This is a genomic window from Thermasporomyces composti (assembly GCF_003386795.1).
GTDB lineage: Bacteria > Actinomycetota > Actinomycetes > Propionibacteriales > Actinopolymorphaceae > Thermasporomyces > Thermasporomyces composti.
Genome location: NZ_QTUC01000001.1, coordinates 1,777,972 through 1,797,773, shown reverse-complemented (window position 1 = coordinate 1,797,773; position 19,802 = coordinate 1,777,972). Strand labels below are relative to the sequence as shown.

Genomic DNA, 19,802 nt, shown 5'->3' with positions numbered 1-19,802 from the left:
GGATGTTTCCACAGCAAAGTTTTGCTTCCGTCGGGGGAGACGTCCATGGGCGAGGTGCCGCGAGGAATGCGCGCCGCGGTGACGGTGGCCGCGAGTCTGCTGGCGATGAGCGTTCTGCCGGCGTCCGCGTCCGCGGAGGTGACGACAGTGAACGAGCGGGCACCGGGGAACGCCATCTGCGGCACGGTCTGCGATGGCGCGCCAGTGGAGCTGGCGACGGAGAACCGACTCGCCGACGGTGCGACGATCTTCGGCCGCTCCATCGAGCTGCACATCTCCGACCGTGACGCGGCGGGGTGGGCGACGATCGGCAACGGTGACCCCACCGACGAGGTGTGGCTGGACCGCTCGTTCGACGGTGGGGAGACCATCGCGGAGGAGCGGCTCGGCTACACCACGATCCCCGCCGGGCAACGCGGCACGAGCACCCTGCTGTCCTCCCTGGAGGATCAGGCGACCGGTCGCGACGCCGTCCTGCGCGCGTGCGGCAAGGCCGGCAACCGCGACGACGTGGTATGTACCGCGTGGATCGGCGTGGAGACGCCGTCGGGCACCGGCAGACCTGCCACGCGGGCGATCGACGCGCTGGTGAAGCTGTACGACGCCGACACCGGTCTGTGGAAGACGACCGGCTGGTGGAACTCCGCCAACGCACTCACCGCGGTCATCGACTACATGCTCGTCACCGGCGACCGGCGGCACGAATGGATCATCGCCAACACCTACGAGAAGAACCTCGACGCCCAGGGCGGAAACTTCACCAACGACTACATCGACGACACCGGGTGGTGGGCGCTGGCGTGGATCAGGGCGTACGACCTCACCGGTGATCCGCGCTACCTGGAGACGGCGAAGTACGACGCCGACTACATGTGGGCCAGCCGCGACGACGTCTGCGGCGGCGGCCTCGTGTGGAACATCCACCAGCGCTACAAGAACGCGGTCACCAACGAGCTGTTCATCAAGGTCGCCGCGAGCCTGCACAACCGCATCCCCGGCGACACGGAGTACCTGCAGCGCGCCCTCGAGATCTGGCGGTGGTTCGAGGCCAGCGGGATGATCAACGCGGAGAACCTCGTCAACGACGGTCTGAGCAGCGAAACGTGCCAGAACAACGGCCAGACGACGTGGACGTACAACCAGGGCATCATCCTCGGGGCGCTGACCGAGTTGGCGTGGGCCACCGGCGACGACAGCTACCTGGCGCGCGCCCGCGAGCTCGCGGACGCCTCGACGACGAGCGAGTTCCTCAACCCCCAGGGTGTGCTCACCGAGCCGTGCGAGCCCTCGTGTGGCGCGGACGGACCCACGTTCAAGGGCGTCTACGTGCGCAACCTCGGCGAGCTGAACGCCGCCCTCGTCGGTCGGCCCTACCAGCGGTACCTGCGTCACCAGGCCACCGAGTCGTACCTCCACGCCCGGAACCGGTTCGACCAGTACGGCCTGTGCTGGGCCGGGCCGATCGTCGGTCTCAGCGCCGCCACCCAGCAAAGCGGTGCCGAGGCTCAGCTTGCCCCGCTGCGCGGTCTGGGTGGGCCACGGCCGCCCATCGTCAGGCGGACGTGAGAGCGTCGCGTTTTCACGGACCGACCGACGGTCGGGCGGATCCTGAATCGCGGGACCGCCGTCGAATCGCGGCCTCCCGGTGTTTCCCCCTCCTCAGAGCTCCTGTTTCCTGCTGACGAAGCGTCGGGTATCCAGCTGGGGAGGGACGGGAGGTCTTTCATGTCGTTCAATCCCCTGGAGGAGCGTGGAATTCCGCTCGAACAGCAGGTGCGGAATTGGCGCGAGCTCAACGTGACACCGATCGATCCCGACCACTGTGACCCCTACACGCGGTGCCGGATCATCACCATGAACGGCATCGAGACCGAGGCCGTTTTCTTCAGCCACAATCTGGCTCGGCATTGCATGGACAGTGACGTCCGCCGGGAATTGGCGCGCACCCGCTACATCGAGGCGCAGCAGCAGCGGGTGGTCAACTGGCTTCTCCCGGGTCTTTCGTCCGTCCTGGAGACCGCGATCGCCTACGAGCAAGTGGCCTCCGACCTGACCGCCTGGGTGGCTCGCATGGAGCCGGACCCCTACCTCAGGCAGGCGTACGAGTTCGGCGTACTCGAGGACTTCGATCACCTGTACCGCTACGCGAACCTGTACGAGATGATCGAGCACCGCAAGGCGGAGTCGATCGTCGACAACCTCACCGAGGTCATGCCGGGCCGCCCGACCAAGTTCCAGCACCGGGACCCGGTCGACAACGTTCGCGACCCTTACGACCGCGCGTCGACCAACCCCCTGTCGAAGCTGCACGCGCTCACCATCATGGCGACCGAGCAGCAGACGATGAACTTCTACATGAACGTCGGCCCCATGTACATGGAGCCCATCGCGCGTCAGCTCTACCAAGAGATCGGCATGATCGAGGAGGAGCACGTCACCCACTACGAGTCGCTGGTGGACCCGGGCGAGACCTGGTGGGAGCAGCTCGTCAACCACGAGTACAACGAGTGCTACATGTACTACAGCTTCATGGAGCAGGAGACCGATCCGAAGGTGAAGTCGATCTGGGAGCTTCACCTGAACATGGAGCTGGAGCACTTGCGGATCGCCGCCGACCTGATGCGCCGGCACGACGGGCGCGAGGCGGCCGAGGTCGTCGCCCCGGAGCTGCCGAGACCGGTGACGTTCGAGTCGAACAAGGCCTTCATCCGCAACCTGCTCGACACGCAGATCGACATCACCACGCTGGGCGCCGGCTACGTGCGTGAGGCCCACGAGCGCTTCCAGGCGATGCAGCAGCGGGTCAACGGCGACGGGCTCGTGCCGAGTGAGCAGGTCATCGAGGACCACCGCGAGATGTTCGGGCGCGACTACCGCGTCCAGAGCGAGGGCGAGCACCCGGTCGCGTCGTTGCGTGCGCCGCACTGAGGTCCTCGATGGTCGACGACATGACGGTCCGAAGTCGCGAGGTCTTCGGGCACCTTGGACGCGGAGGACGAGATGAGTGACCGGCCCGCAGCGGACGTTCCCGGCTCCACCGAGGACGTGGTGGCGCTCCTGGTACGGCAACACGGCGAGATTCGCAACCTGTTCGACGAGGTCGAGGCCAGCACCGGCGAGGCGCGGGTGGACGCCTTTCGGCGGCTCGTGCGTCTGCTGTCGATCCACGAGACAGCGGAGGAAGAAGTCGTCCATCCCTACGCTCGTCGCGCCTTCGACGGTGGGGAAGGCGTCGTCGAGGATCGCCTCCGGGAGGAACGGGACGCCAAGGAACGGTTGAGCAGGTTGGATCGCATGGATCCGTCCGATCCCCGCTTTCTCCCCGAGCTGCTGGCGTTGCGGACCGCTGTCATGGCCCACGCCCGGGCGGAGGAACGCTACGAGTTCATCCACCTGCAGCGGTCGACGAACGCCAAGCAACGGGCGACGATGGCCAAGGCGCTCAAGGCGGCGGAGGCGACCGCGCCGACCCGTCCGCACCCGGGCGTGGAGACCGGCGGGAGGAACCTGCTGTTCGGCCCGGTGGCCGCGGTGGTGGACCGTGCCCGCGACATGGTCCGCAAGGTGTGGGGCGGCGGCTGAGGTCACTCGACCGGACGTTCGGTGGTGACGGTGGCGGTGTAGGCGTACGGGCTCACCAGGAGCGTCACGTGGCAGTGCGTACCAGGGTCCGTCACGCTGAACGTGACGACGGCCTCGGGGTAGACCGTCGGCATGCCGCATTGGGCCCACCAGGCGCCGATCGCGAACACCAGCCGATAGATGCCCTGGCGCACCGCCCAGCTCTCGACGGTTCCATCGGCTTGGCTGTGACCCTGCGACAGCAGAGTCCACGCCCCCTCGGCCGGCGCCTCGCCCTCGATCGCGGCTGACTCCCACAAGCTGACCGCCACGCCGACCGCCGGTGCGCCGCTTGTCGCGTCGACCACTCGCGACGAGACGCTCATCGTCACGTCACCCCGGGACGTACCTGCCGGGCCAGTCGCTGGTTCACCGGGAGCCCGGCGTCCGGGTGCAGCACGGCCGCCAGCGCCTCCACGCCGTCCACGAGGCGCGGCCCGGGCCGGGCGAAGGACGCGTTGGCGTCCACCGCCCACACCGGCACCGTCGGTGGCAGGACACCGGCGGCCACGACGGCTTCGGCCAGGCGCACCGACGCGGCGAGGTCGTATCCGCAGGGCGCGCAGACGATGAGCTCGGGGTCGGCGGCCGCCACCGCGTCCCAGGAGACGCGTTCGGAGCGTTCACCGGATACGCCCAGGACAGGTGTCCCGCCCGCCATCGCGACCATGTCCGGGATCCAATGGCCAGGCGCGAACGGCGGTTCGGTCCACTCGAGCACCATGGTGCGGACCGGCCGGCGTCCGCGCACCGCTGCGGCGACCGTGTCCAGACGTGCCCGAAGCTGCGCGACGAGCGACTCGGCGGTGTCCTGTCGCCCTACCGCCTCGCCGAGCTGGATGATCGAGGCGAGCACCTGGTCGAGGTTCTGCGGGTCGAGGGTGAGGACCTTCGCCTGGCATCCGAGGAAGGCGAGGGCGTCGTCCACCACCGAGACGTCGACCGCGCACACCGCGCACAGGTCCTGCGTGACGATCAGGTCCGGGTCGAGGCCCTCGAGGGCGCCACGGTCGAGGTGGTAGAGGTCCTCGCCGGCCGCCAGCCTCTCCGACACCGCGGCGTCGATCTCCGCCGGGGTGAGGCCCTCCGGCAGGGCGCTGGTGGACACGATCCTCCGGCTGCGCGCCTCCGGGGGATAGTCACACTCGAAGGTCACCCCGACCACGTCGTCGCCAGCGCCGAGCGCGAAGAGGATCTCGGTGGCGGACGGCAACAGCGACACGATCCTCATGGCGTGCACCCCACCCGGCGCAGGCTACTGGGCTTCCGCCGGCCGGTGAACACCGCGCCGGCGAGCCGCGGCCCTCGAGCCGCCGCCCGTGGCCGACGCGGACAGCCGGCAGGGCGTCGTCACTGCTCGGCGCTGCGCACGAGGAAGAAGTTGCTCGGCTCACCGCCGCTGCGGTGCTCCTGGTAGACGAACTCCAGGTTCCGCTCGTCGAACGTGCGGAACCACTCGTCCCACGAGATGTGCTCCAGGCGTTCACCGCCGTAACCGGGGAAGTCGAAGCGAAGGACGCCCACGTGGTCGCCGTGCCGGCTGCCCGGCACGGTCGCGGGCACGGCGTTCCGCTCTTCTCCCCACTGCCTGATGACGTCGTGGTCCTTCGTCACGAGGGTCTGGCCCGGGTACTCCTCCTGGGACATGACCTCCCCCTTCGCGAGCCGCTGCTCCGTCTTGGCGAGACCCGTACCCGTCAGGTCATGGGCCACGCGCTGGACGTCGAACGGTGGTCCGCCGCGTCTCGCCCAAACGGTGAGCCTGGGCCCAGGTCGGACACCGGCGATGTGCCGGGCCGGACGTGTCAAGCGGAATGACCCGGGTACGGGGCGGGAGTACACCGCGCAACGACGACCAAGGAGGCGGTGTCACATGCCGGCTCGACAGGAGCTGCCGTCGACCCTCCTGCGATCCTCGAAGCGAGCGCAGGACATCTGGACGAAAGCGCACGACTCGGCCGTCAAGACGTACGGCGAGGGTCAACGAGCCCATCGGACCGCCTACGCGGCGCTCAAGCACGAGTTCGAGAAGGTCGGCGACCACTGGGAGCCCAAGGCGTCGGCGGGTCCATCCGACCCGCAGGCGCAGCGCAGGACGCCGAGCTCCCGCCGGTCGCGCGCCACGGCGGGAGGCGTCGACGCCAACGCCAGCAAGGCGCACCTCTACCAGCGAGCCCAGCAGCTGCACATACCCGGCCGGTCGCGGATGACCAAGCGACAGCTGGTGGAGGCGCTGCAACGCGAGAGCGGCCGCCGGACCGCGGCCCGCCGCCGTCGCGGCTGATCAGGCCGCCCGTGTGTACGTTCGGCCGCACGCGTCCACGTCACCGGCGGGCCGAGCCACCACGGCGGCCGCGCGAGCTCCGGGAGACCGAGCCGCCGTGTCGGCCTGTGCTCGAGCGGAGACGGGCGCCACGGCTGGTGCCGCCTGAGAAACGGCTGGTGCCGCCTGAGAAGGAGAAGCCCGTTGTTCGCCTGGGCCGGGTGCGCAGGTACGCCTCGCGGTGGCGGCGCTCGGCCTCGGCGCGCGCTCGGGTCGCCTCCCGCACGGCCGCGTCAACCCGTGAGCGGAGAGCCGTGAGCTGCCGGTTCAGCGTGATCCAGTCAGGTTGCTCGGCATGGATGTCGAGCGCCTTCAGCTCCGAGGTCAGAGTCGCGGCCTTGGCGCGCAGGCTGCCGTTGACGTCGGGGGTGGAGACGATCGTCTGGAGGCGGTCGAGGCGGGCGGCCACGTCGGCGTGCTTGCGGGGCACGGCGTCGCGGAGCTGACGCACGCGGCCCAGTCGCTTGATCACGCGGGTGAACACGCGGCGTGCGTGGCGGACGTCCATCCGCCAGGCCTCGGCGTGGCGCTCCCCGGTACCGAGGTCACCGGCCGCGAGCGCGGACTCCGCGGCGCTCGCCCGCTCCCGCGCACTTGCCAACCGCTCGCGGCCGGCGCTGACGAATGTCGCGGCGTCGGTCCACAGGCTCGGCGCGTAACCTGTCTGAAGCTCCGCCAAGGCGGCGGCGGCCTCCTCGGCCAGGTCCGACACCTTCGCGGTGGCCTCCTGGAGCTTCCCGACCAGCGTGGTGAGTGCCGCTCGACGCCGCCGGAGCCGGGTCAACTGCTTGTGCGCCGACGTGAGGTCGTCGACCAGCGCCGTGAGCCGCTCGTCGGCGCTGAGCAGACGTCGCTCGGCGGCGAGGCGGTCGATCTCGGCGAGCCGCTCGCCCACGGTGTCGAGAACCGACCGCTCCGTCGTGACGACGAAGCCGTCGCGTTCCCCGGCGTCCGCCGCCGCCGCGACCTTCTCGGCGAGCCGCGGGACGTCCCGCGCGCGTTCCCGCACCGTCTGCAGCCGGCCGACGAGGTCGGCGAGGCGACGCTGCTCGGCGGTCAGCTTCTCCATGAGCGTCGCCGCCGACGAGGCCAGCTCCTCCCACGCGGAGACCGCTCGCTCGACCGCCGCGAGGTCGCGGTCCTCGAGCACACGGTCGCGACCGATGGACAGCTCCGAGCGTTGGTGCAGGATCCGGTCACCCTCGCGGAGCAGGCGCTCCGCCGGTGCGACCCCCCGGGTCTCCTCCTCGTCGGCGACGGCCTCGCGCAGCAGCTCCGTGTCGCGGCGCAGCAGCTGGAGTTGGTCGTCCAGGGGCAGCGTCAGCTCGTCCAGCTTCGCCGTCGCGGCCGCGAAGCGCTCGGCGAGCTGGCGTCGACGGCGCCGCCGCCCGACCGCGACGCCCCCGCCGACCAGGCCGACGAGGACCACAACCAGCGCGGCGACCACGACGGCGAACTGCCCCGACCTCGAGGGTGGGTTGATGGCCCGCTCCACCGCGGTGAGGCCGGACGTGATGCCGCGGTCCCAGTCGCCGTCCCTGATCGCGGGATTGATCTCGTCGGCCAGGATGCGCGGCCAGGCCTGGTCCATGTCCGAGGGCATCTGGGCGCCGTAGTAGAGCCCGGTCTCACCGGTGTCGGTGGGAGAGTCGGTGGTGAACGCCAAGACCACGAGGTTGCTGCGGAACCCACCGTCGGCGGCCAGCCAGGTCGGGCAGGCCGCCTCCTGTGCGTCCATCCACGACTCGAGAGACGGCGCCTCCTGCTGGGTGAGGATGCGGATCCGGACCTCGAAGGCCGTCTCGCTGCGGAACGAACGCGCGGCCTCGGTGACCCGTCGAGCTTCCTCGGCGGAGAGGACGCCCGCCGAGTCCACGAGGAGAGCGTCGCAGGAGTCCAGGGGCGCGGCGGTGCGTGCGTCCGCTCCCGTGGCGGAGGCGGCCGCGCCCATGGCCGTCGGGGCGGCAGACGGCGCCGCCAAGGCCGTCGGGGCGGCGACCGCTCCCACCGTCAGAGCGAGGCCGGCCAAGGCTAGCGTCGTCGGTCTCGTGAGCCGCATGGCGAGCACCTCCCCCGTGATCCTGAGCGGCCCCACCCTACGCGGCGACCCGGTCGTCTCACCATGGGAGACGCCCTTCTTTTGTGTCCGACAGGTACGGTACCGGCGTGCGAATCCGAACGAGCCGGACGATCCGGGCGAAGGCGAGCGAGGTCTGGGCGCGTCTCGTCGACTGGGAGGCCCAGGGGCAGTGGATGCCCGGGACGACGGTGCGGGTCCTGCCCGGTCCTCGGCACGGGCGAGGAACGCGTCTGGAGGCGGTCACCGGCCTCGGACCGTTTCGGGTGGTCGACCCCATGGAGGTGGTCGTCTGGGAGCCGCCCACCCGCTGCGTGATCCGGCACGACGGGGCGGTGTTGCGAGGGACCGGGACGTTCACGATCGAGCCGCTGGGGCCCGACCGCTGCCGGCTCACCTGGCAGGAGGAGCTCACCGCCCTCGGACGGCTTCCGGCGGTGGTGGGACGCGTGGCCGCCCGGGCCGCCACGCCGTTCTTCACCCTGGCGCTGCGGCGGTTGAGCGGTTCGGCACAGGAGGGGCCGGGAGCTGAGAACCGGGTTCCGCTGCGCCGGTGCCGTCGTACTGTGGTTTTTGTGGACGGTCTTGGCGTCTCCTACGCGGACCACCTGACCACCACGGACCTCGAGCTGCTCGCCAGAACGTCGGGTGGCCGGGTGGCAGTCGACGACCTGCGCCGTGATCCGACCGCGATTCCGCGACTTCTCTCCGACCCGGCCGTCTTCGAGGCGGTCTTCGGCACGCGGGTCACCGCGTCGGGGCAGCTCCTCGACGTGTCGCCGTTCCTCGTCTTCGCGCTCGTCGTGCACCGGTCGGCCGACGAGCTCTCGTCGATGAACTACGTCCTGGAGCGCACCGCGCCGCGCCAGACGGTGCCGGTGTTCGACGCCCCGCAGCTGGTCGACTTCCTCAGCTCGCCGGCGCGCAGGTTCCTGCTGGCGGAGCTGCTCGCGTCGTTCACCCGGGTGGCCAGCGGCCGCTACCGGGTCCGCACCGGACGAGGCTGGCGGTGGCGACGGTTCAGCGAGCTGGATCCGGTACGGCTGGCGGGTCTGCTGGAGGCGGTGAGCGACGCCGAGCGCCCCGGAATCTACCGCCGACTGGGTGACGTCGCCCTCTTCCTCTCCGGGGTCTTCCCCGAGTACGTCCAGCAGCACGCCCTCGGTCCGATCGACGCGAGCCGGTTGCTGCGGTTGTCCGGTGTGGGTCCCGGGGAGGAACGGGAGCGGATGGTCACCATGCCCGCCGTGGAGCTCTTCGAGCACCTCGGCGCTCGCTGGTATCGGCGCGCGTACGAGTTGGCGCCGTTCCGCACCGTGCACCTCGATGTCGTGGCGGACGTCGCTGACCGCTTCCGTCAGGCGCGGCGAGTGCTGAACCACATCACCGACCGGTACCTCTTCCCGATCCTCAAGGAGCCTGGCGGCCCGGCGGGGTCGCCACGCTGACCGGGGTCCGCGGCGTGGGTCGCGTCCCTCGCAGTCGCTGCGCGGCCACCAACGTGAGGAGGCAGAGGACGGCGCCCGCCAGGTAGGGCGTGGCGTCGCCCCACCGTTCGGCGGCGGTGCCGCCGAGCGCGGGGCCGGCGAGGTTACCGAGTGCCCACGCCGAGTTCATGACCCCGAAGGCCAGTCCTTGAGCCAGCCCGACGTGCTCGGCCCGGTCCGAGACCAGCGCCATCCCGGGGGTGTAGAAGCCGCCGAACGTGAGCGACGCCGCGCACATGAGAGCGGCGAGCACGAACGGCTCGGACGTGAACGCCAAGGCGGTGGCCACGACCGCCGAGGCGGCGAGCGCCACCCGCGCGGGGCGGAAGCGTCCATACCGGTCGCTGAGCCGGCCCACGATCGGGTTGAGCGCCGACTCCAGCATCCCCGCACACAGGAAGACCGCGCCGATCCCGAACGGCGTGAAGCCCGCGTCACCGAGCGCGAGCGGCACCAGCAAGGTGGCGGTCCCGAACAACAGCGCGGGCAGCGTGTTGAACCACAGGCCGGCGAGGAACGCGTAGTCACGCGCGGCCTGGGCGAGCGCGCCCGGCCGTTGGCGCTCGACCGGCGCAGCCGGCATCGCGGCGGCGCTCACGAGCAGGACGAGCGCGAGCCCGGTCATCACGAGGAAGGACGGGCGAATACCGATCAGGTCGGCCGCCGCCCCGACCATGGGGCCCAGGATCGCCCCGAAGACGGCCGTCCCGAACACCGTGCCCAGCACCTGCCCGCGGCGATCGCGTGAGGTCAGCACGGTGAGCCAGGCGAGGGCGCCGGCCCACGTGGTGCTGCTCGACATGCCTTGTGCGAACCGCGAGACGCCAAGCGTCCACGGGTCGCCGGCGATCGCGAACGCCAAACTGGCGAACGCCATCAAACCGAGCCCGAGCAGCACGGTGCGTTTCGGCCCCCACCGCTGGGCCGCGAGCCCACCGGGGATGCCACCGGCGAACGCGCCAGTGCCGAACGCCGCGACGAGCAGGCCGGCGCCGGTCTTGGACAACGCGAAGTCGTGGGCGTAGCCGTGTACGAGCGGCGCGAGGACGCCGTAGAGCATCGCGTCGACGAAGACCACGACGCTGACCACGACAAGCAGTCGACGCACCCCGCGAGCTTAGGCGCCGCGCTGGCGATCTCCGCAGGGGGTGACGAAACCCTTTCCGCCCTCACGTGTCGGCGCTATGCTCCGGGCATGCCTGAAGATCGGCAACCTGTCACGTCCGCTGTTCGGCGTGAGGTCGTTCAGGCGCCTCGCTACGTTCCGGTCGCCTGTCAGACCGCGCACTCCTGGGCCGATCCCGAGGCCGACGAGACCCATTGCCGCAGCTGCGGAGCCATCCGCTACATCGTCGAGCGCTGGGACGAGACCGACGACGAGTAGTCGATCTTCACGCCATCTCTCTCGCTCCAGCCGTCCACACACCTCGCGGGGTGTCCGGAGTGCCCGACCGGGGAATCTGGACGACGATGACACGTCGACGCGAGGGGGCGGTCCATGGTGCGCGAGGTGCGGTGTCGCCGGGTCTACGATCCCGTCTCCGACGACGATGGCTTCCGCGTGCTGGTCGACCGCATCTGGCCGCGGGGCCTCACCAAGGAGGACGCCAATCTGCACTCCTGGGAGAAGGACGTCGCGCCCTCGCATGAACTGCGCATGTGGTACGGCCACAAGCCGGAGAGGTTCGACGAGTTCAAGCGCCGGTACACCGCCGAGCTCGGCACGGCGACCGGTCGGGCGGGGCTCGCACGCTTGCGCGAGCTCGCCGAACAGGACACCCTGACCTTGCTGACCGCGAGCAGGGATCTCGAGCGCAGCCAGGCGGCCGTGCTCGTGGAGCTGCTGCGGGAGCAGGGCTGACACGCGGTCAGCTCGCCCACGGCCGGTTCCAGCGTGACGACCGAGGTGGCTGCTCTCATGGTGCTCAGCAGGCGTGTGGCGCGCTTCAATCGGCGGGCGACCAACCGTGTCCTCGGCCACGTCGCGCCCTGGCTCCCGGGCTTCGGCGTCCTCACCCACGTCGGCCGGCGTTCCGGACATCGCTACCGGACGCCGCTCAACGTGTTCCGGACGCCGGACGGCTACGTGGTGGCCTTGACCTACGGACCCGACGCCGACTGGGTGAAGAACGTCCTGGCGGCGGGAGAGTGTGAGCTCACCACCCGGGGTCGGACGGTCCGCCTGCGCGATCCCCGGGTCGTCCACGACGAGAGCCGACGGCCCATGCCGCTCGTGGTCCGGCAGGTCTTGCGGCTCATCGACGCGTCCCACTTCCTCTACCTCACCGAGGCCGACTGAGACCTCGAGGCGTCAGCGGGCCTCGGGCAACGCCGGTGCCAGTGCCTCGGTGCCGCTCAGGACACCGGGATGCGGGCGGTCACGGTGGTACCGATCCCGGGCCGGGAGCGGACGTCGAGTCGACCTCCGATGAGCTCGGCTCGTTCGGTCATGCTCGTCATGCCGTAGCCGCCGGGGGACCGGTCCTCGACGGTGGCTGGTACCCCGTCGTCGATGCCGCGCCCGTCGTCGCTGACTTCCAGCAGCACCTCGGACGGGTCGCGGCGCAGGTGAACGCGCACCCGTGTGGCGTCGGCGTGCTTGACGACGTTCTGCAACGCCTCCTGGGCGATGCGGTAGAGCGCGATCTCGACGTGCTCGGGAAGCAGGCATTCCTCGACGTCGACGAGGACCGTGACGCCCGGGATCGACCGGGCCAGGCTGGCGAGGCTGTCGGCGAGCCCGAGGTCGTCCAGAACCGGTGGCCGTAGGTTCGTGATCGCGGCCCGCGCCTCGTCGAGGGTCAGGTCGGCGAGCTCCCGGGCCAGCGCCAGCTGCCGCGAGGCGAACGGTGGGTCCTCGGTGAGGGCGTCGCTGGCCGCGTCCAGGTGGAAGCGCAGGCTGCACAGTCGCTGCGTGATGCCGTCGTGAATGTCGGCGGCGAGCCGGCGGCGTTCCACCTCCTGGGCGGCGATGGCTTGCTCGGTGAACCGTTCGTAGGCGCGCTCACGCGCCAGGAGTCGACGGTGGAGGCGGGCCTGGTGGACCGCGCCCGCGAGCAGGCGGCCGATGGTCGTCAAGAGCCGGATGTCGTCGTCGGTGAACACCCGACGCGTGCGGGTGTAGACGGTCAGGACGCCGACCAGGCCGCCGGGCGCTGTGGTCATGGGAACCGCCAGGCAGCTGTGCTCCTCGCCGAGCGGCATGGTGGAGTGACCGTGGCCGGCCTCGGCGGTCGCGACGACCGGCTCCTGGCGACTGGCCGCCTTGCCGGTCACGCCTTCGCCGAGGTGGAGATGGACCTCGCCGACCTGACGGTCCAGGGGCGGGGTAGCGCCCACGAGCGTGAGAGACCGCTCGGTGTCGTCGAGCACGTGGACGCAGCAGGCGTCGGTGTCGGTGGCCGCCACGATGAGAGGCGCCACTTTCGCCGCGAGGACCTCGAGCTCGGGGCCGGCCGAGATCGCCTCGATGATGCCGACGAGAAGGGCGTTCTCGGCGGCCGCGTCGGCCAGCCCGAGGGCACGGGCGGTCACTGGTAGAGCCCTTCCCGCAGCGCCACCGCGACCGCGCCGGCGCGGTCGTTGACCTCGAGCTTGCGGAAGATCGCCCGGACATGGCTCTTCACCGTCTCCTCGGCGAGGACGAGCTTGCTCGCGATGGCGCGGTTCGACAGGCCGGCGACGAGGAAGCCGAGCACCTCGCTCTCCCGCTGGGTGAGGCTCAAGTGGGCGCCGGGCCAGAACTCGCCGGCCTGGAGCCGGGCCGCGGAGGCCGCCGCCCGTCCGGCCATGGTCGGGTCGACCACGGTCTCGCCCTTGGCCGCGCGTTCCAGCTGGCGCACCAGCTCCTCCCGGTCGATGGACTTCAGCAGGTAGCCGGCGGCACCGGCGCGTAGCGCTTGGAAGAGGTACTGCTCGTCGTCGTAGGCGCTGAGCAGGACGACGCGTCGGTCCGGGTTGGCTTCGACGAGTCGCCGGCACAGGTCGAGCCCGCTGGCGGATCCGCGTAGACGAACGTCGGACACCACGACGTCAGGGTCGAGGGCGGCGACGAGCGGCTCCGCCTCGTCGGCGCTCACCGCCTGCCCGACCACGCGAACCCGGCCCGGAAAGCGCGCAAGGAGAGCTTTCAGCCCTTCCAGCACCATTTCGTGGTCGTCGACCATGACCAGGCGCAGCGGCTGCGTCCCCATGGGTCGAGGGTAGGAGCGTCGGCCGGACGGAGTGGGCGGTTGTCGGACAGCGAGCCGCGCCGTGGCGGTCGTTTGCATGGGTTCGTGGCGGATTCGTCCTCCCCCGCGGTGACCCCCGCCCGGGGGATCCGAGATCGCCGACGAGCGCCTACGGTCGGGACGAGGGGATCGTCGAGGGCAGTGTCGAGGGCAGTGACGTGTCCACCGAGGGGGGCGACCATGCCGCACAAGGTGATCCGGATGGAACGGACCCGCGATCACTCGTCGGCCCGGCGTCCCGTCATGGTCGCGATCGCCGGCGACAGCGCGGCGGGCAAGACCACCTTGACGAAGGGGATCGCCGCGGCCCTGGGCGCGTCACGTGTGACGACGATCTGTGTCGACGACTACCACCGGTACGACCGGCAAGAGCGCAAGGGGCTGCCGTTCACGGCGTTGCACCCGCGGTGCAACTACGTCGAGATCATGGAGCAGCACCTGCAGCTCCTCGCGACGGGACAGCCGATCCTCAAGCCGGTGTACGACCACGACACCGGTCAGCTCACCCGACCGGAGCTGGTCGAGCCACGGGAGTTCGTCATCGTCGAAGGACTGTTGCCGCTGTACTCGAAGCTGACCCGAGCCTGCTTCGACATCGCCGTCTACCTCGACCCTCCCGAGCGCATCCGTCGGGAGTGGAAGGTGAGCCGGGACGTCCGCAAACGGGGCTACACCGTCGACCAGGTGCTCGCCGAGCTGGAACGCCGGGAGCCGGAGTCGGCGCAGTTCATCCGGCCGCAACGCGCGCACGCCGACATCGTGGTCCGGTTCGCGCCGGCGGAGGGCCACGACGACACGTCGAACTCGCCGCTCTCGGTGGAGCTCATGCTTCGGCCCACCGTGCGTCACACGGGCCTGCGCGGGCTGCTCGCCGAGATCGGGCAGCGGACCGTCCAGCTCCGGTTGATCCGCGACGAGGACGGCATCCCTGTCGACGCGCTCCACGTCCACGGCTACGCCCCGCGCGAGGAGAGTCGTATGGTCCAGAAGGCGATCTGGTCTCGGCTCGGGCTGGGCGACGGCGACCCGGTGGCGACGTTGGGCGACGTGGGCAATGGCCGCCGGAGTGAGTCGCTGGCCATCACCCAGCTCGTCGTCCTCGACCATCTCCTGCGCGCGACGTAGTCGGCTGTTCGCGCACTGTTGACCTGGACGTGTCGAGCTGTCACACTCGGGCTGGGCGCCGGTTCCCCGGTGCCCACCAACCTTTCTGGACCCGTGTCGGGTCGAGGTGCTCGGCCACTCCGGGTCCGCGTCGTTCGAGGTCTGCGTTGGTCTGACTTCGGGGCGCTCTGAGCCTGGTCGCTTTGAGTCTCGGGCGTTCGGCGCGTGCTGGGGACGGGGCCGGGTCACACCCCGCCGGTGAAGACGCGACTGGCGAGGAAGTCCTCCGGCTCGAACCGCATGAGGTCGTCGCGGCTCCACGTCCGACCCGAGGCGGCGAGCAGTCGGTTCGCGTGCCGGAGCCGCGCGCGTTCCAGCGCGTTCCGCACGCTGCGCGCGTTGGCGAACCTGGGCTGCCGCATCCGACGGGCCAAGTACTCGCGGAACGTCTGCTCCGCCGCCCCCGAGAGGCGGTAGTTGTCCCGATCCAGCATGAGCCGCGCGATCGCCATCAGCTCGTCCAGGCTGTAGTCGGCGAAGTGCAGGTGGTGGGCGATGCGCGAGCTGATTCCCGGGTTGGAGGCGAAGAACGACTCCATGCGGTCCTTGTAGCCGGCGAGGATCACCACCAGGTTGTCGCGCTCGTTCTCCATGACCTGGAGCAGGATCTCGATCGCCTCCTGCCCGTAGTCCCGCTCGTTCTCGGCCCGGTAGAGGTAGTACGCCTCGTCGATGAACAGCACCCCGCCCATCGCCCGCTTGAGGACCTCCTTGGTCTTGGGGGCGGTGTGCCCGACGTACTGGCCCACCAGGTCGTCCCTGGTCACCGCCACCAGGTGGCCACGCTCGATACACCCCAGCCGGTGGAGCAGCTCCGCCATCCGCAGCGCCACCGTGGTCTTGCCGGTTCCTGGGCTGCCGGTGAACGACATGTGGAGGCTCGGTCGGGACGAGGTCAGCCGGAAGCGCCGACGAACCCGGTCGACGAGCAGGAGAGCGGCGATCTCACGGATGCGGGTCTTGACCTGCTGGAGCCCGACCAGTTCCCGGTCGAGGGTGTCGAGGATCTCGTCGATTCCGGAAGCCTGCCGTTCGGCGGCGAGGTCGACGGTGGCGTCGGGCGGCAGCGGGGGATCTGCCGAGTCCGGAGACGCTGCGGCCTCCGCCGTTCCCGGCTCGGGTGCCGGCGGCTCGGGGTGTGGCCGGCCCGGCGTGGGCATGCGGAAACCCCGCGGAGGGGTTCGCGAGCCGCTGGTCATCGCGGTCGAGGAGAGGTCATGGTCGGCGACGGCATCGGTTTCGAGGAGGACATCGGTTCCGAGGACGGCATCGGTTCTGAGACAGGGCCTAGGACGCCGGCCGCCGGCCGCGCTGGCGCGGCGGACGCGGGTGCCCGTCACCGGAGGTGAAGCCGTAGCGCTCCCCGGGCGGCCGGTCCGTGGCGTAGGGGTGGATCGTGTAGCGCAGCCGGCGGTCGATGTGCTCCCCCCGCTCCAGCCGGAAGCCCGGCTCGTGGTCAGGCCGATGGACGATGAAGGACAGCGCCGTCGTCTGTCGGTCGTGGCGCGCGTCGTAGGCGTTGACCCGGATGTAGCGCTGGGGGTAGGCCGCTCGGCACTGGTTCACCTCGTACACCACCGCGGACGCGTCGGTGAGGTCGAACATCGGCAGACCCCACATGTCCCAGTAGTGGTTACGCGGGTGGGGGTCGTCGGTGAACTCGATCGAGATCGCCCAGCCGTTGTCCAGCGCGTACTGGACCTGCTGGGCGATCTCCTCGTCGCTGAGGTCGGGCAGGTAGGAGAAGGTGCCCTGGGTGATCCGCATCGGTCCCCCTCGTGTGGCGGCGGGCGACGGCCTCACGTCGACGTCGGCGTCTCGACGACGTCGGGCGTGTCGGTCGACTCGTAGGTGAAGGTGACGTCGCCCCACGTGGACAGGGCGACGTCAAGCTCGCGGCTGTGCCGTGCGGCGGCCCGCAGGATGTCGGGTCCCTCGGCGAGGACGTCCCGACCCTCGTTGCGCGCCTTGATCATCGCCTCGAGGGCGACCCGGTTCGCGGTGGCGCCAGCGGCGATCCCCATCGGGTGCCCGATCGTCCCGCCGCCGAACTGCAGCACGACGTCCTCGCCGAGGTAGTGGAGCAGCTGGTGCATCTGGCCGGCGTGGATGCCTCCGGACGCCACCGGCATGACCCCGGGCAGGGACGCCCAGTCCTGCTCGAAGAGCAGCCCGTTGACCGGGTCCGGCTCGACGTACGGGAGACGCAGCGTGTCGTAGTACCCGGCGACCGAGTGCGGATCTCCCTCCAGCTTGCCGACCACCGTCCCGGCGTGGAGGTGGTCGACGCCGGCCAGGCGCATCCACTTGGCGATGACGCGAAAGCTCACCCCGTGGGTCTTCTGCCGGGTGTAGGTGGAGTGGCCGGCGCGGTGCAGGTGGAGCAGGACACCGTTGCGGCGGGCCCACCTCGCCATCGACTGGATCGCGGTGTAGCCGACGGTGAGGTCGACCATGACGATGACGCTGCCGAGCTCTCGGGCGAAGTCGGCCCGCTCGTACATGTCCTCCATCGTCGCGGCGGTGACGTTGAGGTAGTGGCCCTTGATCTCACCCGTCTCCGCCTCGGCCCGGTTGACCGCCTCCATGCAATACAGGAAGCGGTCGCGCCAGCGCATGAAGGGTTGGGAGTTGATGTTCTCGTCGTCCTTGGTGAAGTCGAGACCACCCCGCAAGGCCTCGTAGACCACCCGACCGTAGTTCCGTGCGGACAAGCCCAGCTTGGGTTTGACGGTCGCCCCCAGCAGAGGACGGCCGTACTTGTTGAGGTACTCCCGCTCCATGACGATGCCGTGGGCGGGTCCCTGGAAGGTCTTGGCGTAGTGCGGCGGGATCCGCATGTCCTCCAGCCGCAACGCCTTCAAAGCCTTGAAGCCGAAGACGTTGCCGATGATCGAGGAGGCGAGGTTGGCGATGGATCCCTCCTCGAACAGGTCGAGGTCGTAGGCGATATAGGCGATGTACTCGCCCTCTCGCCCCGGAACCGCCTCGACCCGGTAGCACTTGCCCTGGTAGGTCTCGTACGACGTGAGCCGATCTGTCCACACCACCGTCCACGTCGCCGTGGAGGACTCGCCGGCCACCGCCGCTCCGGCCTCCTCGGGCGGCACACCCGGTTGGGGTGTGACACGGAACGCGGCGAGGATGTCCGACGGCGCGGGCTCGTAGTCCGGCTGCCAGTAGCCCATCTCGGCGTAGGGGATGACGCCGGGTCCCCAGCGCTCGATCGTCTCTTTCGATGTCATGCGCGCTCCTGGTGGGCACGTCGGACGGCCAGCTCTCGTGCTCAGCCAGCCCTACCCGGCGCGTCGATCGACTATGCGGCGCTCGCCGCCCGGGTCAGCTCTCCTCCGGCGCGTACGCGCACACCTCGTCCAGCGAGTCGGCCTGCCACCTCGGCTGCGACTTTCCGACCGCGCCAGAGCCGACACCTTCCAAGGCGTTGCGCACCATCGAGCGCATGAGCGCGTAGTCCGGGTTCGAGGTCTTGATGATCTTGTTCGTGAACGTGAGGGCGCTGACTTCGGCCTGCTTCACCTTGAGAGACAAGTCGACGAGGGCGGGCAGCAGGTCGGCCGGGATGTCGGTGAGGATCAAGTCCTTGGTGGTGGTGGCGATCGCCTCGAACCTGGTGAGGAACGTGACCGGGTCCACCTGGTCGATGATCGCCTTCACCACGCAACGCTGGCGTTCCATCCGCTGGTAGTCGTCGGCTCCGTAGCGTCCGCGCGCGAACCACAGCGCTTTGTGTCCATCGAGGTGCTGGTTCGGGCCCTTCTCGATCCACCCGCCGGGGCGCAGACCCTCCGACTCGACCCCGCCGATGGCGACCCGGTGGTTGACGTTGACCGTGATGCCGCCGATGGCGTCGATCAGCTTCTCGAACCCCTTGAGGTTGACGAGCACGTAGTAGTGCACCGGGAGGTTGAGAGCGCCCGCTACCGCGTGCTTGGTCGCCTCCGCGCCAGGGTTGGCCACCTTCAGCAGGCCGGGGTGCGCGGCGGGCAGGTTCTCGTAGATGGACGTCAGGATCCACTCCAGGTAGTCGCCCTCGCCCTCGTACTTGCCGGTCGGGTACGCCTTCCGCAGCGGTGAGTCGGGTGGGAAGGGGATCTTGCTCAGGTTGCGCGGCAGCCCGATCAGCAGCGTGTTGCCGGTGTGGACGTCGATGCTGGCCAGGATGACGGTGTCGGTGCGGATGCCCACCCGGTCGGGCCCGCCGTCACCTCCGAGCAGGAGGATGTTGACGCGATCCCGCCCCTTCCACGGGTCCGGACGCGGCGAGGGAGACGGGGAAGCGGACGCGCTCGCTGTGGAGCCCGGGCTCGCATCGGAGGCTGGAGTCGGCGTCGATGTGGTCGCCGCGGCCACGCTCACCGGCTCGGTGTCGGCGAAGACGTGCTCGATCAGGTCCTTCTGCACGAGCGCGTACCGACCGCCGACCGCCAACGGCGCGAGGATCGCGAGGGCGAGCGTGATCGCGACGGTGTAGCCGGTGACTCGTTCCAGCGTGGACGTCGTGGACGGACGCAGGGAGCGGTAGGTGGTGAGGACGACTAGCGCCCAGGCCACACCGAGCAACGGGAGGGCCGCCGCGATCACGCTCAGCGCCTCTGGTCGCACGATCCAGTGCAGGACGAGCAGCCGCCCGTGGGTGGCGAGGTAGACCGCGCCCGCGCACAGCAGCACGAAGATCGCCAGAATCGTCAGGCCGAGCTTGCGTCGACCCGCCGCCCACAGCCCCGCGCCCGGCACCAGGGCGCCAAGGACGGTCAAGCCCAGGGCTCTCGCGAACGACCGCGGTTCCTGGCGAGCCGACGGTGGTGGAGTCCCCCACCAGGTTCCGTACTCCTCCGGTGGCCTAGACATCGCACACCCCCGGGCCGAACGTGGTCGGC

The 19,802-nt window shown here is 70.1% G+C and carries 20 protein-coding genes; 9 read left to right on the top strand and 11 right to left on the bottom strand.

Features of this window, described 5'->3' with window-relative positions:
- Positions 1-45 precede the first annotated feature (45 nt).
- The 3 genes from DFJ64_RS07875 to DFJ64_RS07865 all read left to right on the top strand — a co-directional run bounded on the left by DFJ64_RS07875 (position 46) and on the right by DFJ64_RS07865 (position 3,582).
- Complete coding sequence (locus DFJ64_RS07875; RefSeq protein ID WP_245941006.1) at positions 46-1,566, top strand: glycoside hydrolase family 76 protein; 1,521 nt, start codon at positions 46-48, stop codon at positions 1,564-1,566.
- 159 nt (positions 1,567-1,725) lie between these two features.
- A complete protein-coding gene (locus DFJ64_RS07870; protein WP_115849865.1) occupies positions 1,726-2,928 on the top strand; it encodes a hypothetical protein in 1,203 nt (400 codons plus the stop codon).
- 72 nt (positions 2,929-3,000) lie between these two features.
- Positions 3,001-3,582, top strand: a complete 582-nt coding sequence (locus DFJ64_RS07865; protein WP_115851912.1) for a hemerythrin domain-containing protein — start codon at positions 3,001-3,003, stop codon at positions 3,580-3,582.
- Positions 3,583-3,584: 2 nt separating this feature from the next.
- Here the strand turns inward: DFJ64_RS07865 and DFJ64_RS07860 are convergent, their stop codons facing one another.
- The 3 genes from DFJ64_RS07860 to DFJ64_RS07850 form a co-directional block, all read right to left on the bottom strand.
- Complete coding sequence (locus DFJ64_RS07860) at positions 3,585-3,947, bottom strand: hydroxyisourate hydrolase (protein ID WP_115849864.1); 363 nt, start codon at positions 3,945-3,947, stop codon at positions 3,585-3,587.
- A gap of 2 nt (positions 3,948-3,949) precedes the next feature.
- Positions 3,950-4,852, bottom strand: a complete 903-nt coding sequence (locus DFJ64_RS07855; protein ID WP_115849863.1) for a cobalamin-binding protein — start codon at positions 4,850-4,852, stop codon at positions 3,950-3,952.
- Positions 4,853-4,971: 119 nt separating this feature from the next.
- Entirely contained in the window at positions 4,972-5,334 is a 363-nt protein-coding gene (locus tag DFJ64_RS07850; protein ID WP_211310531.1) for a hypothetical protein, read from the bottom strand.
- A 160-nt stretch (positions 5,335-5,494) separates the two neighbouring features.
- Here DFJ64_RS07850 and DFJ64_RS07845 point away from each other — a divergent pair, with 160 nt between their 5' ends.
- The gene (locus DFJ64_RS07845; protein ID WP_115849862.1) at positions 5,495-5,905 is read left to right on the top strand and encodes a ChaB family protein; all 411 of its coding nucleotides are present in this window, start codon (positions 5,495-5,497) and stop codon (positions 5,903-5,905) included.
- A 40-nt stretch (positions 5,906-5,945) separates the two neighbouring features.
- Here DFJ64_RS07845 and DFJ64_RS07840 read toward each other — a convergent pair whose 3' ends face one another.
- Positions 5,946-8,003, bottom strand: a complete 2,058-nt coding sequence (locus tag DFJ64_RS07840; RefSeq protein WP_147304634.1) for a TPM domain-containing protein — start codon at positions 8,001-8,003, stop codon at positions 5,946-5,948.
- Between the two features lie 107 nt (positions 8,004-8,110).
- Between DFJ64_RS07840 and DFJ64_RS19665 the strand changes: the two genes are divergently transcribed.
- Positions 8,111-9,469 carry an SRPBCC family protein gene (locus DFJ64_RS19665; protein ID WP_211310530.1) on the top strand — a complete coding sequence of 453 codons (1,359 nt, stop codon included), beginning with the start codon at positions 8,111-8,113 and terminating at the stop codon, positions 9,467-9,469.
- Here DFJ64_RS19665 and DFJ64_RS07830 read toward each other — a convergent pair.
- A complete protein-coding gene (locus DFJ64_RS07830) occupies positions 9,432-10,616 on the bottom strand; it encodes an MFS transporter (RefSeq protein ID WP_147304633.1) in 1,185 nt (394 codons plus the stop codon). The two genes, DFJ64_RS19665 and DFJ64_RS07830, sit on opposite strands and share 38 nt — an antisense overlap.
- A gap of 87 nt (positions 10,617-10,703) precedes the next feature.
- Here DFJ64_RS07830 and DFJ64_RS07825 point away from each other — a divergent pair, with 87 nt between their 5' ends.
- The 3 genes from DFJ64_RS07825 to DFJ64_RS07815 all read left to right on the top strand — a co-directional run bounded on the left by DFJ64_RS07825 (position 10,704) and on the right by DFJ64_RS07815 (position 11,807).
- Entirely contained in the window at positions 10,704-10,892 is a 189-nt protein-coding gene (locus DFJ64_RS07825; RefSeq protein WP_115849859.1) for a hypothetical protein, read from the top strand.
- Positions 10,893-11,006: 114 nt separating this feature from the next.
- Positions 11,007-11,369: a DUF488 domain-containing protein gene (locus DFJ64_RS07820; RefSeq protein ID WP_115849858.1), complete on the top strand. Its 363-nt coding sequence runs from the start codon at positions 11,007-11,009 to the stop codon at positions 11,367-11,369.
- Between the two features lie 57 nt (positions 11,370-11,426).
- The gene (locus DFJ64_RS07815; protein WP_115849857.1) at positions 11,427-11,807 is read left to right on the top strand and encodes a nitroreductase family deazaflavin-dependent oxidoreductase; all 381 of its coding nucleotides are present in this window, start codon (positions 11,427-11,429) and stop codon (positions 11,805-11,807) included.
- A gap of 56 nt (positions 11,808-11,863) precedes the next feature.
- Here DFJ64_RS07815 and DFJ64_RS07810 read toward each other — a convergent pair whose 3' ends face one another.
- A complete protein-coding gene (locus tag DFJ64_RS07810; RefSeq protein ID WP_115849856.1) occupies positions 11,864-13,042 on the bottom strand; it encodes a GAF domain-containing sensor histidine kinase in 1,179 nt (392 codons plus the stop codon).
- Positions 13,039-13,701 carry a response regulator gene (locus DFJ64_RS07805; RefSeq protein ID WP_211310529.1) on the bottom strand — a complete coding sequence of 221 codons (663 nt, stop codon included), beginning with the start codon at positions 13,699-13,701 and terminating at the stop codon, positions 13,039-13,041. Before DFJ64_RS07805 ends, DFJ64_RS07810 begins: the two co-directional genes overlap by 4 nt.
- Before the next feature lie 240 nt (positions 13,702-13,941).
- Here DFJ64_RS07805 and DFJ64_RS07800 point away from each other — a divergent pair, with 240 nt between their 5' ends.
- Entirely contained in the window at positions 13,942-14,865 is a 924-nt protein-coding gene (locus tag DFJ64_RS07800; RefSeq protein ID WP_245941005.1) for a phosphoribulokinase, read from the top strand.
- 224 nt (positions 14,866-15,089) lie between these two features.
- On the opposite strand, the gene cbbX is transcribed toward DFJ64_RS07800, so the two are convergent.
- The 4 genes from cbbX to DFJ64_RS07780 form a co-directional block, all read right to left on the bottom strand.
- Positions 15,090-16,064 (bottom strand): CbbX protein, encoded by a 975-nt coding sequence (gene cbbX / locus DFJ64_RS07795; RefSeq protein WP_115851909.1) that lies wholly within the window; start codon positions 16,062-16,064, stop codon positions 15,090-15,092.
- Positions 16,065-16,191: 127 nt separating this feature from the next.
- Positions 16,192-16,671 carry a ribulose bisphosphate carboxylase small subunit gene (locus DFJ64_RS07790; protein ID WP_115849854.1) on the bottom strand — a complete coding sequence of 160 codons (480 nt, stop codon included), beginning with the start codon at positions 16,669-16,671 and terminating at the stop codon, positions 16,192-16,194.
- Positions 16,672-16,703: 32 nt separating this feature from the next.
- Positions 16,704-18,149, bottom strand: coding sequence for a form I ribulose bisphosphate carboxylase large subunit (locus tag DFJ64_RS07785; protein WP_115849853.1), 1,446 nt, complete (start codon positions 18,147-18,149; stop codon positions 16,704-16,706).
- 94 nt (positions 18,150-18,243) lie between these two features.
- A complete protein-coding gene (locus DFJ64_RS07780) occupies positions 18,244-19,773 on the bottom strand; it encodes an LCP family protein (RefSeq protein ID WP_115849852.1) in 1,530 nt (509 codons plus the stop codon).
- Positions 19,774-19,802 lie beyond the last annotated feature (29 nt).

Bases quoted from the DNA above. Each gene is read 5' to 3' on its own strand.
- DFJ64_RS07875 (WP_245941006.1), top strand. From the start codon at position 46: ATGGGCGAGGTGCCGCGAGGAATGCGCGCCGCGGTGACGGTGGCCGCG.
- DFJ64_RS07870 (WP_115849865.1), top strand. From the start codon at position 1,726: ATGTCGTTCAATCCCCTGGAGGAGCGTGGAATTCCGCTCGAACAGCAG.
- DFJ64_RS07865 (WP_115851912.1), top strand. From the start codon at position 3,001: ATGAGTGACCGGCCCGCAGCGGACGTTCCCGGCTCCACCGAGGACGTG.
- DFJ64_RS07860 (WP_115849864.1), bottom strand. From the start codon at position 3,947: ATGAGCGTCTCGTCGCGAGTGGTCGACGCGACAAGCGGCGCACCGGCG.
- DFJ64_RS07855 (WP_115849863.1), bottom strand. From the start codon at position 4,852: ATGAGGATCGTGTCGCTGTTGCCGTCCGCCACCGAGATCCTCTTCGCG.
- DFJ64_RS07845 (WP_115849862.1), top strand. From the start codon at position 5,495: ATGCCGGCTCGACAGGAGCTGCCGTCGACCCTCCTGCGATCCTCGAAG.
- DFJ64_RS07840 (WP_147304634.1), bottom strand. From the start codon at position 8,003: ATGCGGCTCACGAGACCGACGACGCTAGCCTTGGCCGGCCTCGCTCTG.
- DFJ64_RS07825 (WP_115849859.1), top strand. From the start codon at position 10,704: ATGCCTGAAGATCGGCAACCTGTCACGTCCGCTGTTCGGCGTGAGGTC.
- DFJ64_RS07820 (WP_115849858.1), top strand. From the start codon at position 11,007: ATGGTGCGCGAGGTGCGGTGTCGCCGGGTCTACGATCCCGTCTCCGAC.
- DFJ64_RS07815 (WP_115849857.1), top strand. From the start codon at position 11,427: ATGGTGCTCAGCAGGCGTGTGGCGCGCTTCAATCGGCGGGCGACCAAC.
- DFJ64_RS07805 (WP_211310529.1), bottom strand. From the start codon at position 13,701: ATGGGGACGCAGCCGCTGCGCCTGGTCATGGTCGACGACCACGAAATG.
- DFJ64_RS07800 (WP_245941005.1), top strand. From the start codon at position 13,942: ATGGAACGGACCCGCGATCACTCGTCGGCCCGGCGTCCCGTCATGGTC.
- cbbX (WP_115851909.1), bottom strand. From the start codon at position 16,064: ATGCCCACGCCGGGCCGGCCACACCCCGAGCCGCCGGCACCCGAGCCG.
- DFJ64_RS07790 (WP_115849854.1), bottom strand. From the start codon at position 16,671: ATGCGGATCACCCAGGGCACCTTCTCCTACCTGCCCGACCTCAGCGAC.
- DFJ64_RS07785 (WP_115849853.1), bottom strand. From the start codon at position 18,149: ATGACATCGAAAGAGACGATCGAGCGCTGGGGACCCGGCGTCATCCCC.
- DFJ64_RS07780 (WP_115849852.1), bottom strand. From the start codon at position 19,773: ATGTCTAGGCCACCGGAGGAGTACGGAACCTGGTGGGGGACTCCACCA.